The sequence below is a fragment of the Flavobacterium sp. LM4 genome, from assembly GCF_002017935.1.
GTDB classification, from domain to species: domain Bacteria; phylum Bacteroidota; class Bacteroidia; order Flavobacteriales; family Flavobacteriaceae; genus Flavobacterium; species Flavobacterium chungangense.
Genome location: NZ_MUFW01000002.1, coordinates 116,030 through 133,171, shown reverse-complemented (window position 1 = coordinate 133,171; position 17,142 = coordinate 116,030). Strand labels below are relative to the sequence as shown.

Annotated in this window: 17 protein-coding genes; 4 read left to right on the top strand and 13 right to left on the bottom strand. The window is 33.8% G+C overall.

Going from position 1 to position 17,142, the window contains the following annotated elements:
* Positions 1–99 precede the first annotated feature (99 nt).
* The 7 genes from BXU10_RS14685 to BXU10_RS14655 all read right to left on the bottom strand — a co-directional run bounded on the left by BXU10_RS14685 (position 100) and on the right by BXU10_RS14655 (position 8,231).
* On the bottom strand, positions 100–837 hold the full coding sequence (locus BXU10_RS14685) for a hypothetical protein (RefSeq protein ID WP_078228086.1): 738 nt from the start codon (positions 835–837) through the stop codon (positions 100–102).
* A 207-nt stretch (positions 838–1,044) separates the two neighbouring features.
* Positions 1,045–4,410 carry a CheR family methyltransferase gene (locus BXU10_RS14680; protein ID WP_078228085.1) on the bottom strand — a complete coding sequence of 1,122 codons (3,366 nt, stop codon included), beginning with the start codon at positions 4,408–4,410 and terminating at the stop codon, positions 1,045–1,047.
* 70 nt (positions 4,411–4,480) lie between these two features.
* A complete protein-coding gene (locus tag BXU10_RS14675) occupies positions 4,481–4,936 on the bottom strand; it encodes a response regulator (RefSeq protein ID WP_189328098.1) in 456 nt (151 codons plus the stop codon).
* Positions 4,937–5,859: 923 nt separating this feature from the next.
* Positions 5,860–6,087 carry a hypothetical protein gene (locus BXU10_RS14665; protein ID WP_078228083.1) on the bottom strand — a complete coding sequence of 76 codons (228 nt, stop codon included), beginning with the start codon at positions 6,085–6,087 and terminating at the stop codon, positions 5,860–5,862.
* Positions 6,088–6,222: 135 nt separating this feature from the next.
* Entirely contained in the window at positions 6,223–7,593 is a 1,371-nt protein-coding gene (locus BXU10_RS14660; protein ID WP_078228082.1) for an exonuclease domain-containing protein, read from the bottom strand.
* Positions 7,594–7,786: 193 nt separating this feature from the next.
* A complete protein-coding gene (locus BXU10_RS25030; RefSeq protein ID WP_167343411.1) occupies positions 7,787–7,963 on the bottom strand; it encodes a hypothetical protein in 177 nt (58 codons plus the stop codon).
* Positions 7,964–8,006: 43 nt separating this feature from the next.
* The gene (locus BXU10_RS14655; RefSeq protein WP_078228081.1) at positions 8,007–8,231 is read right to left on the bottom strand and encodes a hypothetical protein; all 225 of its coding nucleotides are present in this window, start codon (positions 8,229–8,231) and stop codon (positions 8,007–8,009) included.
* 184 nt (positions 8,232–8,415) lie between these two features.
* Between BXU10_RS14655 and BXU10_RS14650 the strand changes: the two genes are divergently transcribed.
* Positions 8,416–9,387: a hydrogen peroxide-inducible genes activator gene (locus BXU10_RS14650; RefSeq protein ID WP_078228080.1), complete on the top strand. Its 972-nt coding sequence runs from the start codon at positions 8,416–8,418 to the stop codon at positions 9,385–9,387.
* Positions 9,388–9,589: 202 nt separating this feature from the next.
* On the opposite strand, the gene BXU10_RS14645 is transcribed toward BXU10_RS14650, so the two are convergent.
* Positions 9,590–10,390, bottom strand: a complete 801-nt coding sequence (locus tag BXU10_RS14645) for an alpha/beta hydrolase (RefSeq protein WP_078228079.1) — start codon at positions 10,388–10,390, stop codon at positions 9,590–9,592.
* A gap of 236 nt (positions 10,391–10,626) precedes the next feature.
* Positions 10,627–11,043, bottom strand: coding sequence for an OsmC family protein (locus tag BXU10_RS14640; protein WP_031453659.1), 417 nt, complete (start codon positions 11,041–11,043; stop codon positions 10,627–10,629).
* Between the two features lie 289 nt (positions 11,044–11,332).
* On the opposite strand from BXU10_RS14640, the gene BXU10_RS14635 reads away from it, so the two are divergent.
* From BXU10_RS14635 to BXU10_RS14625, 3 genes are all read left to right on the top strand, one after another.
* Positions 11,333–11,896 carry a Crp/Fnr family transcriptional regulator gene (locus BXU10_RS14635; RefSeq protein WP_078228840.1) on the top strand — a complete coding sequence of 188 codons (564 nt, stop codon included), beginning with the start codon at positions 11,333–11,335 and terminating at the stop codon, positions 11,894–11,896.
* A 173-nt stretch (positions 11,897–12,069) separates the two neighbouring features.
* Positions 12,070–12,459, top strand: coding sequence for a RidA family protein (locus BXU10_RS14630; protein ID WP_078228839.1), 390 nt, complete (start codon positions 12,070–12,072; stop codon positions 12,457–12,459).
* A gap of 277 nt (positions 12,460–12,736) precedes the next feature.
* Positions 12,737–13,195, top strand: a complete 459-nt coding sequence (locus BXU10_RS14625) for an RNA methyltransferase (protein WP_078228078.1) — start codon at positions 12,737–12,739, stop codon at positions 13,193–13,195.
* A 190-nt stretch (positions 13,196–13,385) separates the two neighbouring features.
* Here the strand turns inward: BXU10_RS14625 and BXU10_RS14620 are convergent, their stop codons facing one another.
* From BXU10_RS14620 to BXU10_RS14605, 4 genes are read right to left on the bottom strand one after another with little or no spacing between them, the layout of a single operon-like run.
* Positions 13,386–14,681, bottom strand: coding sequence for a hypothetical protein (locus BXU10_RS14620; protein ID WP_078228077.1), 1,296 nt, complete (start codon positions 14,679–14,681; stop codon positions 13,386–13,388).
* Position 14,682: 1 nt separating this feature from the next.
* A complete protein-coding gene (locus BXU10_RS14615; RefSeq protein ID WP_078228076.1) occupies positions 14,683–15,282 on the bottom strand; it encodes a hypothetical protein in 600 nt (199 codons plus the stop codon).
* Positions 15,275–16,783, bottom strand: coding sequence for an AAA family ATPase (locus BXU10_RS14610; protein WP_078228075.1), 1,509 nt, complete (start codon positions 16,781–16,783; stop codon positions 15,275–15,277). The genes BXU10_RS14615 and BXU10_RS14610 overlap by 8 nt, the downstream gene beginning before the upstream one ends.
* Positions 16,784–17,140, bottom strand: a complete 357-nt coding sequence (locus BXU10_RS14605; RefSeq protein WP_078228074.1) for a hypothetical protein — start codon at positions 17,138–17,140, stop codon at positions 16,784–16,786. It lies immediately after the preceding gene.
* Positions 17,141–17,142: the final 2 nt, after the last annotated feature.

Sequence of the window (17,142 nt, the reverse complement as noted above, 5' to 3'; positions counted from 1 at the left end):
CTGCAAAAGTAGATTATTATTATGTTATTTCCAAAGAGTTAAAACATTGAATATCAATTATTTTTTTTAAACATTTAAACAATAAGATGAATACTTTATTTACTCATGGTAATATAGCACATAAGAAGAATATAATTCGTCATTCCACCAGTCTTTTCTAACTTCCGAAAAGTAATTATAATTCAATTTTCCTGCTTGTGATTGCAGCGGATAAATTACTATGCCATTCGTGCGATATGCTTTATGCAAATCTGTTTCAGGAACAATAGGAACAATATGTCCGGAGAGTCCTTTTTCTTTTCTTTTGGCACAAATTATTCCAATACCTCCATTACTATTTACTTTATTCTGAATTTCATCAACCGTATGCATTCTTTCCCAGCCAAAACTAGCTCCCCATTCTAAAAACCAATCGTGTATGGCGCTGGAATAAATTCGATCGACAGTATCTTCAAAAACAGCTTCAACATCTTCTCCCTGCAAAACCTTTTCCAGAGATTCAGCTTTCCACCAAACTGTTGGAAGATACACTTTAGAGAAATAGCAATAATCGTAGGAGTACACATTACAATAAGTATCTTCAACTGTTTTTTGGTACCTAATACTGGTTTCAACATTGAGTTTAGCAATGAGTTCATGAATACTTTCTTTTTTGCTGCTAGTATTGGTCAAATCTCTAAATGGAATATTAGAATCATCCATAGGTTTTTCTTTCATTTCCATGGAATCTAATCTGGATTCTAAACCCGGTAATAAATCCGCTTTTCTTATTTGAGTATTTGGTATTGGATTGTCAACCAAGTTTAATGATGCTAATGATACGGTATAATTTTCCATCTTGACTACTTAAATTTATTGACTTGATGCAACAGGAATTGCATATTCGTACAACGACTTTGTTAACCAGATGGTAAATATAACAATTTAAAATTCTTAAGGAGTTTCAGAAAAATCAAATTAAAGAAAGCAGTACGAATTAACATCAAGATTTTTATTTCTTAATCCAGCATTAAAAGTTTTATATTCTAATATCATGGTGGTAAATCATACAGGAAGTATAATATGAAAGGCTGCTCCAACATTTTCTTCTGCTTTTGAAAAAATAAGTCCTTTATGATTTTCAACAATTTTTTTACCAATCGAGAGACCTATGCCAGTACCCGTGTATACTTCATTATTATGCAGTCTTTGAAAGATGGTGAAAATTTTATTTTCATATAGTTTGTTGAAACCAATACCATTATCCTTGATTATTATTTCGCAATATTCTAAACTTTGATTGAGCTCAGGATATTCTTTGATTTTTGTTTTAGAAATTTTACGTGAACTGATTTCTATTTTAGAAACAGAACCATCATTTTTGCAAAACTTAAGAGCATTACTGATTAGGTTGTAAAAAAGCTGGTTCATTTGCAGCGAAATAGCATTAATAACCGGTAATTTCCCCTGCTTTATCTGCACTTTACGTTCTTCTATCATTAATTCAAAATCAACAAGGATATTTTTAACAATCACATTTAGGTCAGTAGCTGCAAATTGACCGTCGGGATTATTGAGATACGAATAGGCGAGTAAATCCTTAATAAGGGTATTCATCCTCGTTGACGATTTGCTGATTTTTTCTAATAGAATAAGTGCTTCTTTAGAAAAATTTTCGTCCATTTCCAGCAATCTGCTTATAAACATCAGGATTTTACGCAGCGGCTCCTGCAAATCATGACTTGCAACGTAAGCATATTCCTGTAATTGAATATTAGCATGATAAAGATTTTTGACTGTGTTTTCAAGTTCTGTGTTAGATGCTAATAACTCAGAGGTACGTTCCTGAACTTTGGTTTCAAAACCATCTGAAAGTACTTTTAATCGCTTTTCAATAACTCTTCTTTCGGTAATGTCTTCAATAGCCAGTAAAATTAATTGTTCTTTACTGGTTTCATTGGTAACTTGCCTGGCATTAAGCAGCATAATACTTTCTCCATACGGCAAAAGATTAACCGATATCTGGTAATCATCTAACTGTGTCTTTTCGGGAAGTATTTTTTCCAGCATGGATCTCATTGGAATATTATCAAAAAGATGATTCTGTATTTCGTAAATTAGCTTGCCAGCGGCTTCTTCTTTGGTAATATTATATTTTTTTGAGAATGCCCTGTTTATATTTTTTATTCTTAAATAGGTATCAAGTACTACGATAGGTTCCCGAAGAGTAGCTACAATAGCCTCGGTGTAATTTTTTGAAATATTAATTTGTTGTTGTTTGTTTAAAAGCTCCTGATTAATTTGTAAAAGTTCTTCGTTGCTGGATTGTAATTCTTCTTTTGAGGTTTCAAGTTCCTCGTTCAGGCTTTGCAGTTCTTCGCTTCCACTTAGCAATTCTTCATTGGCACTCTGCAGTTCTTCATTAGAGGCTTCCTGCTCTTCACTTATGGTATTTACATCGTCGTGTATTTTGGCCAGTTCTTTTTCAAGTTGTACGATCCTTCGTAAATTAATATTGTCCCGTATTTCTTCGGGAGTGAATGTAGTCGAAGAAACATTCTCTTTTTCCATCAAGGTTTTATAAAACAAAACTAAAAAATAAGGTTCTGACGTATCTTCCAGTGGCAGAATTTCGATTGTAATTTCGCTAATTGTGCCTTTATTCGTTACCTGAATATGTTCTTTTTTTACTCGAACATTAGCTTCTTTAGCTTTATGATAAGTATTTCTCAGCTCAAAGGCTAGTCCTTCACGCGCCATTTTCAATAAATTAAAAGTAGGCTTTCCTGTCGAAAGCTCAATAAATTCAGCTATAGAACCATTAATATGAACAATATCCAACTGATCATTTACAATAACGCTGGCCGGTGTATATTTTGAAAGTAATACAGCTTCCGCACTTTTTATAAAATCTTCCTTGATGGTTTCCTTTCTCACTATGGCAGTTTTTATTTTTTTTAATTTATCATTGCTTCCTATACCAGAATGTACAAATCTGCCTGAAACCTGTTTTCTGGTGTAAATTTTTCCGACTTTGTCAAATGGCTGAAAAAGCTCTGCAGCAGGAACAGCCGTTTCTGATTTTCCTAAAAGTAAAAATCCGTTTTCTTTTAAGGCGTAATGAAAAGTGGTAAGTGATTTTTTTTGCAAAAAAGAATCCATATAGATAAATACATTTCTACAGGTAATCAAATCCATTTTTGCAAAAGGAGGATCGGTCAGGAAATTATGAACAGCAAAAATGCACAAATCCCTAATTTGTCTTTTAATTTTATAACCGTTTGTATTGGATGTAAAATATTTGGTCAGAATAGTTTCAGATATATTTCGCATTTGAGTTTTTCTGTAAAATCCAATTCTGGCTTTGGCAATAGCCACTTCTGAAATATCCGATGCAAAAATCTGAATTTCTTTTCCCTCGAGGTTTTCCCCTAAATATTCGTGAAGCGCAATGGCCAGTGTATAAACTTCTTCACCGGTAGAACAGCCTGCAATCCAGATGCGTATAGAATTTTCTTCAGTTACTCTGGTAGTCAATAAGGGAAATACTTTTTCTCTCATAATCTGAAATATTTTAGTATCCCTAAAAAATTCAGTCACAGGTATCAGTAAATCATTGAACAAATCCTCAGGAGCCAGTTTATTGCCCTGAAGCACCTTTAGATAATCCTTTAAATTTAAAATTTTATCCAAAGCCATTCTCCTGGCAATGCGTCTGCGTATAGTACTTTGTTTATAATAGGTAAAATCTACTCCACTATGATGGCGTAAAATCTTGATAATTTCCTGGAATACATCCTCATCGTTTAGGTCATTTTCCTTGCTTACTAAATTTCTGACTCTTGAAAGTTCAATTAATTTCTCAACGATTTGGCGAGGTGATAATACATAATCGACTACTCCGGCATTGATGGCATTTTGTGGCATTTCGTTATTTGCGGCGTCAATATCCTGTGCAAAAGTAATACCACCGTGTTTTTTGATAGCTTTAAGTCCAAGCGTTCCATCTGATCCGTTTCCGGAAAGCAATACGCCATAAGCCAAATCAAGGTGCACTTCTGCCAATGAATTAAAAAAAATATCTATTGCCTGGTTTTTTGTGTCTTTCTGACGTGGGCTTAACTTTAAAACACCGTCAAAAGAGGTAAGCATTTTGTTTTCGGGAATGACGTAAATGTTATTGGGAGCCAAATGAATATCATCTGTAATTTCATTTATGGGAATTTTGGCTACCCGCGAAAGAAGTTCTGTCAGCATGCTTTCATGCTGTGGATGCAAATGCTGTACAATAACATACGCCATTTCAGAATTATCAGGAATTGCCTCTATAAACTGCTTAAAGGCTTCCAGTCCGCCTGCAGAAGCACCAATACCAATGATCGGAAAATCCTGTCTGGAAGGTTTTGGTAAATAGTTATTCTCCGTATGCATTGTTTTATTTTTTTAGATATTAAGTAACATAAATTGATGCATCCCATTAAATAACAGCAGTCTTTCAAGACTAAATTGTAATCACAAAAGATTCAATGCTAGTCTCTGTCGATTTTTCTTTCCAGTCTGTTTCAATCACTTTTGTAATTATTTTTTTTAAATCCGTAAAAGAAATAGGTTTCACAATATACACGTTGGCACCTAGTCCAAAAGCACCCTTAATACTGTCAATTGCTGTAGAAGTAGAATAAATAGCAATTACAGGAATATTTTTAAACCTGTCATCTTCCCTGATTTTTTGTAGCGTTTCGACACCTGAAAGCAGGGGCATGTTAAGATCTAAAAAAATGATATCCGGAGTATCAATACTTTTATCATAAAGACGATCCAGAAGTTCTACACCATTTTTACAAAATTCGACCGGATGATTAAGATGAAGATCTTCTATTGCCTGACCAAAAAATTCTCTGTCATCTTCATCATCATCTGTAAGCAACACCCTTATATTCTCTTTAGTTTTCATCATTTGAAGCATTTATACCAAATGTACTCTTTATTAATGCCAGGAGATGAATCAAATAAGTTTAATTCTAATTTTGTATAGGAATATTCTTTGATTAAGAAGTTTTTAATAGAATGATTAGCTAAAATCATTGACTAAATCATTTATAAGTATGCTTTTATGTTTATTATTCTGCATTTTACAAATTAATTATTTTAGTAATCTTTATATTACTTTTATTTATTTTGATAAACGGTTATCATTAAAAAGAAGATTAAATAAAATTTACTACGTTTGTTAAAAAAATTATAATAGTCACGGAGAGTTCTTTATTATATTAGAGAAAAAATGGAATAATTACTTCATTTTATCAATTTGGATTCACACTGGTGCAGGATCACTGTTTTTTTTCAAACCCCGGACTTGGCGGACTACATAACCTGAAACCAGTTTCCTCAAAACTTCGGGACCTAACATAAAGTGATCAATTCAAAGAACTGGATTTCTCTGATATGCATTTCTAAAATAATCCCCGAAAGTATAATTTTTTTCATTTGGATATGAAACGATATCCTTAAATACCTTTCTAACTTCGGATCTGAAAAATTTCTTCAATTTCAGTATGGCGGGCCAGAATAGCCATTCCGTTCCATTGCTTTTGTCCAATTCCATATGGCATCATAACCCGCATCCTGTAGTGCTTTTTTGTAAAAATTTATCTTGTGGCGTCTTGACATATAATATCCGTGACCGCTTTTTCAAGCCACCAAAGCAGAACAGTCAGGCGGCCGTTCAATGTCATTAAGTTAAGAGATTTTAGATTGCTTCGCCAGTTCGCCTTTTAGGCTCGTGTGAGGAGTAACGATTTTGATTTCAGATTTGATGTTGCTAAATGTTTTACTGTCGATTTTGCGGGGTTTTTTATACCAGGAATCAAAAATCGTTAATCAAAAATCAGCAATTGGAGTTTCGTTTCCTGAAATTGAATTTTTATTTACGGTACTCTCAACACAATTTAGGTTTAAAGGTAAAGTATCCGGCAAATCATCCCAATGTCCCCAATCTCCTTTATATGCTTTTCGATAAATAAAATCAATATTATCGACTAAACATATCTGGCTGTGCAATGAATCCTGCTGAAAGTCTACGCTGTTATTTTTGTTTAAATTTTCCATGATTGTGTTTAATTAAATGAGTTCAAAAATACAGTGGTGAATTTCTTTAAACTTATATAAAAATCAGGAATTGTTATCTAATTTACATGTTTAGAATAAATTACAACCTTTAAGTTTTAATTAATCCTTAGGACATTAAACTTTTTTATTTAAAACCTTACCCGGATATTTAAATGCGTAGGCATTGATAAGATGCATAATATACTGATTACTCGTGTAGGGCGTAACATACTCTTTAATCTCCGAAGGTTCACTAAATACAATATCTGACGAAAGATACCCCATACCGTAAAAATGTCCGTTTTCGACCCAGATGCAGCTGCGCTCGTCTGGCGACCGGCCTTTATCAATAATAGCAAAACTGGATCTGTTGCTTACCAAAAAAGCTATTGCGTTTTCTATTTTCCCATTATGGCTGAGAACATCGGGTAAAGCTGTAAAATTGGTATTAGGGAAATGTTCTCCTGCCGTAGCAATACCGTATCTGCAAAATCGGTTATCAATTTCAAACTGCTGTTTAAGGTTCAGGAGCATGTTTATTCCTTCGTGAATAGTATTAAAATGTTCAATACAGGTTTGAAACTTGCTTAGCTTTCCCGTAACAAGATATTTATAACCATTTCGGGCTTCATACTGATAAAGCCCGTATTTAGGTTCAAAGCGTTTTAATGCCCTGTTATAAGCAGGCCAAAGCTTTTTAATCTCTGCACACTCCAGTAGCAATGCCATGAGTTCAGTGGCGCAAACCTCAAAAGAAATACGGTATATATCACGAAGAAAATGTTGTCTTTGGGGCGTAATTTTATGACCACTGAAATGAGAAGCCACACGTTTTTTTAAGTTAATGGCTTTTCCAACATAGATAACCTTATTTACCTGATTATAAAAATAATAGACTCCTGGTTTTTCCGGCAGCTGATCAAAATCTTCAGGTGGCAGGTTGGGAGGTAAGCGCTGGTCTTGTGCCGTGTTTTTGATCATTTTTGCAATTTCTCCATTTTCATCCCATTCCAGCAATTTCGAAAACAAGATTGCTGTAGCATCTGCATCGCCTCCTGCACGATGCTGGTTCACTAAAGGAATCTCTAATGCGTGACACAGTTTCCCCAGGCTGTAGGACGCAAGTCCAGGCTTAATTTTTCTGGTTGCCCGAACAGTGCACAGTTTTCTTGCTGTCCACTTAAAGCCCGATTTTTCAAGTTCATGGCGAACGAAAGAATAATCAAAATTGACATTATGGGCAACAAAGACCCGATCTTTAAGCATTTCCAATACCTTTTCAGATATATCATCAAAGATAGGCGCATCACGAACCATTTCGTTATTAATGCCCGTTAAGGCAAAAATAGAAACAGGAATTTCCTTTTGCGGGTTAACCAGTGTTTCAAAACGGTCAATAACACTACTGCCATCATGTATAACAATCGCTATTTCAGTAATACGGCTGCCACTGGCATTACCACCTGTGGTTTCGATATCGACTATGGCATATTCGGTCTTTTTCATCTGCTATTCTACAACCAGAAGCCTGTTTTATCACTTCTGTCCGGATAATGCAAAATTAATACAGATGATAACAATTTCAATGCCGATACGGTTCTAAATTGTAACAAAGTTACGCTGGTAAATTATTTCCTTTAACGCTGTAGATACTTACTTATACACTTAAATGAGCCTCAAAGAATTTATTATCGTACAATTAGTCAGCAGGCTGAAGAACAGATTCCATAAACTTTCCTGTAATTATAGTTCCTTCTTCATCTTCCCATTGGGTAATCACGTTTTCGATTAATTCAGGCTCAAAACCGATTACTTTCATGACTGGACCACCGAATTCCTGTTTAACATCCTGTCCTTCTTTAAATAGAGTACTCATAGTAGATTTTTTTTAAATTAAATAGTGAGTTTCTTTAGATTAATTAGCTGTTGGTAGCAGCACTCCCGGAACTTCCCGCACCTCCTGAGTTATTATTGCCGCCTTCCTCTTCATAACGGTTCGGATCTGTCCCATCCTCATCGCGCTGGTCCTCCCAGTCGCCGGTGTTGGCCTCTTCACGATCATTATTGTTTTGTTCCTGAGCAAGCTGTGCGTGATAAGGATATTTTGTTAATTCTTCGCTGCTGTAGGTATTTGAATTTTCCATGATCTATGATTTTAAGTTATTAATAATCTTAAAATTAGGTCAATAGAACGATTCTGTTTTATAAAAAATGCTGCATTTCTTACTAAATTATCATGTATTTTCAATTTTTACTTTACAAACTAGTTCATAAGCTTCATAATCTAAATTGATATTTAGCTATCTTTATAAAATAAAAGTATAAGCAATGACCATTCAGCAGTTAAAATATATTGTAGCTTTAGACGAAGAACGCCATTTTGCAAGGGCAGCAGAAGTGTGTATGGTAACACAGCCCGGGCTTACGATTCAGTTAAAAAATCTCGAAGAAGAAATTGGAATCAAAATTTTTGATCGTAATAAAGTGCCTTTGACCCCAACCGTTTTAGGAACCGAAATCATCAATAAAGCCAAAAAAATTCTGCGTCAGGCCGATGAAATCAGAGATTTTGTGGTGAACGAAAAAAACCTGCTGGAAGGGGAGTTGAAGCTGGGTATTATTTCGACCTTATCCCCTTATTTAATTCCGTTATTTATCAAGGCGATGAAAGAAGCGACACCAAATGTCCGTTTCATTATTCGCGAATCGAATACGGGACAGCTGATGAAAGATCTGGAAACTGGAACAATTGATGTCGCTATTATGGCAACACCTACGGGAAATGCCAATTTAATCGAACATCCGGTTTTTAAGGAACCCTTTGTCGCCTACCTGAATGAAGGACATCCGATGGCGAAAGACGATTTTTATGAATTACAGCCGACTGACAAAACAGAATTGCTCTTGCTGCACCACGAGTTTTGCTACAATGCACAGCTATTGGATATATGCGGATTAAAAACTTCAGACAAAATAAAAGAACAGTTTACCTACGATATCAGTTCCATAGAAACCTTAAAAAACCTGGTACGTGCCCAGTTGGGATTTGCTATAATTCCGCAGCTTTCTGTTGTAAACGAAACTGAATCAGGACTTTTTAAACCCTTTAAAGAACCCATTCCGGTGCGGGAAATCAGCCTCGTAGTTTCCGATTCGTTTTCGAAAAAACTCTTGCTCGAAAAAATGAACGAAGCAATCTGGAATTGCCTTCCGGAGTCTCTCAAAAAGAACTTCAGTTACCGAAAAATCCGCTGGAACGATTCGCCGTATTTTGTCAAAGAAGTGAGTAAGTTTATGTAAATTTTACTGTCATCATTTTATATCCATTAAGGTTTATACACAATTTTTGTCATTCTGAGGAACGAAGAATCCCCGCAAGTAGCTCCGTACAGAAAGCCACCAATCTTTGTAGAGTTACTTGCGGAGATTTACTTCGTCCGTTCGCTATCGCTCGGGTCTCCTCCGTCGGAATGACAAGATTAAATAAGTTGAAATTTAAAACTTATTTTTTAGAATTGGAAGCAGCAATAATAACTTTGGCAACAGCCTCAGGCTGTGATATAAAAACCACGTGGCTTCCTTTTATTTCCGTAATTTTTGTATTAGAACGTTTGTACATGTTACGCTGAATATCCGGTGTAATACTTTTATCTTCAGTGGCTACAATTCCGTACGAAGGTTTGTCTCTCCACGCAGCTTTTGTAACAGGCGTTAAAAATCCTTTGGCGTGAAAAGCGCCTTGCGAAGCAAACATAAAATCAGCTTGTTCTTTACTCAAATCTCCTGCAAAACCAGCATGAAATTTAGCTTTATCATAATAAGCAATTCCTTTATCGTCCGGATTTAACACACCATTTTCAGGAGCAGGAGGAGCGGTTTGCAGCCATTGAACAGAATTTTCGCCATTATCAGGCTGTAAAGCAGCTACATAAACCAAAGCCGCAACTTTTGGGTGATTTCCGGCTTCTGTAATGACAGTGCCGCCCCAGGAATGTCCTACCAGAATCGTTGATCCGTCTTGTCTGTCAAGTGCTAAGTTGGTTGCGGCAACATCATCTTCCAAAGAGCTCAACGGATTTTGAACAATAGTCACATGATACCCCTTTTTACTCAAAACTTCATAAAGTCCTTTCCATCCCGAACCGTCAGCAAAAGCACCGTGAACCAATACCACATTTTTAATTAGTGGGGCAGCAGATGTAGCCTGTGCACTGGCATTTACACTTGTAAATACTAAACTTAAGATCAAAGCGGCGAACAAGAAATAAGATTTCAATTGTTCTTTTATAGATAGTGTTTTCATAATAGTAAAATTTTGAATTCTAGATTTTTGTGTAGATGTTTTTAATAATAAATTCTAATTTTTCACAATCTTTGTCATTTCGAGGAACGAGAAATCTTCGTTAGAAACTCTACAAAGATTTGCGACATTCTGTACGGAGCTACTTGTGAGGATTTCTCGTTCCTCGAAATGACAAAATTGTGTTGACTCTCATATTTTAAGTTATTGGAATTTGGAATTTTTAAATTGGAATTTATTTAAAGTAAAGTGATTGATAAAGTAATTTCAGTATTAAGCAACTTAGAAATAGGACAAATTTCCTTAGCTTTCTGTGCAGCCTGCTGAAAATCTTCTGCAGAAATCCCCGGTACTTTTCCGGTCAGTTCCAATTGAATTAAAGTGATGGTTCCGTCTTCGAAAGTAACTTTGGCTACCGTATCCAAATCTTCCGGAACAAAACCGGCTTCAGAAAGCAAAAAGCTCAGTTGCATCGTAAAACAGCCGGAATGTGCCGCTGCGATTAATTCTTCAGGATTCGTTCCTACACCCTGGTCAAAACGGGTTTTGAAAGATAATTGTGCTTCGTTTAAGGTGGTGCTTTGTGTACTGATAGTTCCTTTTCCGTCCATTCCTGTACCTTTCCAGTTTGCGTTTGCTCTTCTTGTAAATTTCATGATTGCTATTTTTAAAGTTGTTATTTAATTTTCAAATCAGTTGTTTGATTTTGATGAAGCAAAGGTATAGGGATGGTGTTTATAAATCAAATTAATAATTTTTTAGTGTTATTAAATTATTTTATAACACTTGATTTACAAGGGCTTAATTAGGAATGTTACACGATACAAATATTTAATTCTTTTCTGATAACTCAAAAATAGAGGCAGTCGACTTATGGATAAATGCTTTATTTTTGCAATAAACAGATTTAATAATCACCGCTTATTCGCAGTAACACCTCTTTATATGCACGAAAAATTAAGGCAACATATCGAAAAAATAGTACCTCTTACAGATGATGAGTTTGCGTTTATAAGTACCCATTTTACCACTAAAAAATTTAAGAAACACCAATTTATGATACAGGAAGGCGATACGGTCAGGTATAGTTATTTTGTAATTTCCGGGCTTTTAAAACTCGTTCATACAGATAAGGGAGGAAAACCGCACATTGTTTCTTTTGCAATGGAAGATTGGTGGGAAAGTGATTATTACGCCTTTTTCACGCAGACCGAAGCCACATTGTCTTTAGAATGTTTAGAAGACACGGAAGTTTTGTGCTGTACGCTCGAAGATTATAATAAACTTTGCAACGGTCTCCAAAAAATGCAGCGCTTCTTTCTCGAAAAAGCCAATTTTGGTTTTCTGGGTTCACAACGCCGTATTATTTCATGGTTGACTTCCAACTCCAAAGAACGTTACGAACAGCTGATCAAACAATATCCATCCCTAATGCAGCGCGTTCCCAAAAGTTTGATTGCCTCTTATTTGGGTGTTTCGCGCGAAACCTTAAGCCGTTTATCCGTTTAGTGTGATATAGCGCACTTTATATTCGTGATGTAGGTCAAGTCCGGATTTAGGGATAATCCGGAACTTTGCTTTGCAAATTTTAAATAGAAGTTATGAAAAAAATCACGACGATTTTAGCTGTCATAATATTCACAATAGTGTCTGGAACGGCACAAAATAAAAACGCAAAGCAAATGGAAAAACACATCACAAATCCGTGGAAATGGCAGGACGAACGCAGTTATGTTCAGGCTGTCGAAGTAAAACAGCCGGCAGGAACCTTATATGTTTCCGGTCAGGCGGCAGTCAACGCTGACGGAACATCAAGCACCGAAGACATGAAATCTCAAATAATTCTAGCGCTGCAAAATCTGGAAACGGTAGTAACACAGGCAGGTTACGAACCCAATGGAATTGTCAGACTCACCATTTATACGACTTCGGCAGCGGAGTTTTGGCCTCACTTTTCGCTTTTTCAGGATTGGATCGCCAAACACGGCATTAAACAAGCCACAACTTTAATGGAAGTTAAAAGTCTTTTTGAAACCCTGAAAATCGAATTTGAAGCTACAGTCGTAAAGTGATTTAATTTAGTAGCAATAGTATTAGGGATATCTTAAAACGGAAGTTTTGGATATTCCTTTTTTTGTTGTCGCGAAAAAAGCGGTTCGTTTTATCGTATTTTAATTAAAACTTAGTTTAAAATGGAGTCGTTTACCAGCGGTAAGAAAGGAAACTTGATGGAGCAGGGGAGTAGCAACGATAAACTTTCGTGAAAATTTTTACAACCAATACCACTAAGAATTTCTTTTCACCTAAACAAAATTGATTTATCTGCTTACAGTTTGTACTTTTGCCGCTATGAATGACAACTTTGTAAATGAATACTTTGGTATCGGCATCCACAATGGTAAAACGCCTGAAAATTTGGGTGTTTTGTGGCGATCGGCTCAAAACTTAGGCGCGACTTTTATATTTACCATAGGCAATCGATATGCGAAACAAGCCTGTGATACCCATAATGCGGTGAAAGCAATTCCGTATTTTCACTATGATACTTTTGAAGCTTTTTTCGAAAACTTACCCAAAGGAGCGCGTTTGGTGGGTGTTGAATTAAATGAAAAAGCTTCCGATTTGGAAACCTTTGAACATCCAAGACGTTGTGTGTATCTATTAGGGGCAGAAGATCATGGCTTACCTCTAAAAACAATGGAAAAATGCCATCATTTAGTAAAATTCAAATCTATAAAAAGCTTAAACGTGGCCGTGGCAGGAACTATCGTGATGTATGACAGGAATTTGGCTAAGCCGAGATCTTAAAACAAACTTATAGGATTGTTATTTTATTTTTTATCGAAAATTCGTGAAACCTGGCTTTTTTTGAATTTAAGGTTTGATTTATATGCCAATTGGAGTGGGCACGGAATCCAATTCCGCGCGATCGGGTTTTTCGGCATATCCATTGTATTGCTTTGCTAAATCGACTATGTATTGAAATTGTGTTTGCATATCAACTTTTATTTGTACCGTTATTTCTTAATAAATTCAAGTTTAGAATTCTGGTATTTTTCCCTATTACTCCTTCGTTTTTTTCTTTGAGTTCTGCCTCAATTTCTTGAACTAGTAAAGTATCAATAACATTTAATAAAAGTATTGGTTTTAGGACTATTTCTTTAAATTCTGGTAGTTTTTGAAGACGTTCTACATCTTTTATCAACTTACCGAAATGTTCTCTGATTTTACTTTTTAGCTTGTCAGTTTCCGTATTGAGTTTATACATTTTTGCTTCTACAATGTATGTAAAAGTTCCATCGCGGAAAATACAGTCAATTTCAATATTATCTAAAAAGTGTTGGTTTGTTTTGTACTGATATTTATTGCTTTCCAATACATTACAGTAGGCGTCTAGTAGCAAACCGTCTTGACTTTTAACAATCTCATAAATTTCAGTATTTAATTCGTAAGGTACAAAATACGTAAGTTCACTATTGCACACTGGACATTTTAGTTTGTTGAGCTTGTTTGGATCAATATTTAATTGAAAAACGCCTTTGTATGTTCCAGGTTTGCAATTTGTACATTCAATTAAAGCATCTTCTTTACTAGCTAAAATTATATTATTCTCAAACAACAAATGAAATAACTTAATTCTTGAAGTGAAATCATCTTCACTGTTAAGAGAATTTATAAGTATTTGATTTGTTGAATATAATTTTTTATAAGAATGATTAACATAGATATCTTTAACTAATTTAATACCTTCAAAGAATGTGTTAATGTTTTTTTCGTTTAAAACTTCACCTCCCGACTTTGGTATTAAAACTTGTTTAAAGTTATCCTCTAATTGGACAAAACTGTTAATATGAGGACCAATAAATTTAAATTCTTGGAGTAATTTAATTATGTTTTTTTTTCTTTTTTCTTCGTCTGCAATCAAAAGTAAAATTCTAATCACCCCAAAGAAACCTTTATCTTCAATATGTTTTATAACATTTTCGATGGGGTTTTTTAATTTTTTCTCGAACAAATTTTCAAAAATTGGTATAAAATGATTTAACCTTTCATTAATTGATACATCCAATGAAATATTTTGTGTTTCTGTTCGGTTGATTACCGTGTCTAAAATATCATCCTCATTATTTTGTGCATTAGAAATGATTATTCTAGGCAGTGAATGGCTACCCTTTACTCCTTCAAAATCATAGGAATAGGTTTCTAAAAGTTCTTCTTTGGATAATAGAAATAAATTTTGACACGATTTATTTTTCCAAAATAGATTATAAAATATTTTTTTTGTTTCTGACATTTTACAATCCTTTTAGTATATAAAACCGATATGAAAAATCTTCAATATTTGGTTCGGTAGTTTTTAAATATGCTTTCAATTCATTCATACGAGCTTTAGGCCTTCCTCCTTTATTAAGACCATATAATTCTATTGTTACATCTGCTCTAAAAAAATTAGGATGAGGATCATTATGCTTTGGCAAAATAAAGCCTGTCGGCCAATCAATAATAAAATAATCATCAAAAGTGTAATCAAAAGTGTCGGGTTTCAATAATAATTTATTATATTCATCACCTTTCCTTTGACAACTTGTACAACATAAAAATAGGTTCCCCCAATAATATGATATTAAAGGATATAATGTCTTTGGTCTAAAATGTTCGATGGTAGGTTCATTAACATATTCAATAATTTCTTTCTTATCACAGAAAGAGCAATGAAAGTTTGTTAAAGATTGTAGTTCAGGTACCAGTAAATGATTTACCCTTGTCCCATTAAACATATACCAATTAAATTGTGCTGCTGGATTAATAAAACGTAAGTTATAATATTGCAATCCCCACATTTTATAATTGGCGTTAAGAAATAGAGGAACAGCTGTTCTAAAAATTCTATCCATCTGTAAATATGTTGCCTTTTAACTTAATCAGTTGATTTACTTCTCTATTAATAATAGAAGTTATTTCATCACCCTTTTGTTGCAATTTTAATACTATATCTTTTAAATCAGTTTTGCTATATTCAATATCATTTAAAACTTTATCTCTAATTTTCCTAAATGTTTCAATATCGTTCTCAACTTCTATACTAAATTCAGATTTTATACCAAAAATACCTTCGGCTATTACAGGATAACTCATTAAATCGTCTTCTACTTTTGTAGTAGCGTTTTTATTTGGTTCAAAAATTTGAATTTTATTTAAGTCAACTGATTGAGCTACGAATGGACTATGAGTGGTCACTAAAATTTGACAAAAATCATTAAATCTATTTAATATCTCAGGAATTAGCTCCCTTTGTCGTGATGGATGTAAATAAGAGTCTGGTTCGTCCATTAAAGCAAGACTATTTGCTTTAATTAAAATTTCATTTAAACCAGTAATTGTAATTAGTTGCTGCTCTCCCTCGCTCAACGATTTATAATCAAAAGTATTTCCTGTATCTTTATGCACTAATGTGATCTCAATATCCTGAATTAAAGTATCAAAATGAGCAATGTCGAACAATCTAAACATTTCAGTTTCTGTAATAAAAAATTCCCGTACATTTCTTAATCCATCTAAAGACATCTCAACTTCTAAGATAGTATCCTTATTATTAGAAGTTACTTTATTTGAATTAGTTTTTAATAAATCTAAAAATTGTTTCACTCTGCCTATAGCACCCCAAAAAATTGAAGAGTTACCTTTACCCCAAGATGGTTTTGCTAAAATTATCTTTATGTTTTGAACACTAGATATTTTTATTGTTTCATTAAAGAATATTGGGAGAGGTCCAAATTCAAAACATAATAGAGCTAGAAGTAAATATTTAAAATGATTTGGTGTAAAATAAAATAAAGCTCGAAGATTGGGTGTTTCAAAATCCCGGAGTTTTTCACTAAATAAATTTTCGTGTTTTTCACACAATTTATGCATACTCTCTGAAACTCCAGAGTAATATATAATTAAATTTTCAGGTAAAAATTTTGAGTATTTTTTATCATTTTTATTAAATATTATTGATTTTTCAATTGTTATATAATCTTTTCCTTCAAACACAAAAATCTTTATTGATCTTGAATTTCCTTTATCACCAGTAATTTTTATCATTGGTAAATCTGTGTAAAACTCTGCACTAGTTGAAGTTTCAAATAATTTGTCTTCTAATCTTAAATAATATTCTATTTCAAAACTAAAATCTGGAGTAATTTCATCTTTTTGGTTTTTTAAGCTAGCGCTTTTTATACCTTCAATATAAATTAAATTCGTCCAACTAAATATTCTTGCAACTGCTTCTAATACACTTGATTTTCCTGAACCGTTAACACCAACAAATAATGAGACTTTATCTGAAAAAGAAATTGTAAAGTCTGATAGATCGTTATATCTATCGATAATATGTAATTTTATTAATTGCATCTAAACTTCTTTTATGATAACTTCATAATCACCTTTCATTTTGGGGCTATTACCTTTAATAAGTAATTCATTAGTTATTGAATTGAAAGACATATTAGAGTATTTCATTCTAAATCCCAGATGAAAATCATCAACATTAAAAACATCACTTTTAAGCATAGTATCTAATGAAACTTCAATGTGGTAGTCATCTCCTTTTATTGGCAAGTCAACATCAATAATATCTTGAAAATCTCCAAAACTCGTTTTGTATAAGACATTAGCTAAAAAAATAACTTTAAACTTATGTATTGTTTTTTTATTTAAACTATTGATTAAACTTCTAACAGCTTGATGATTTATATTTTCTTGTGTCATAA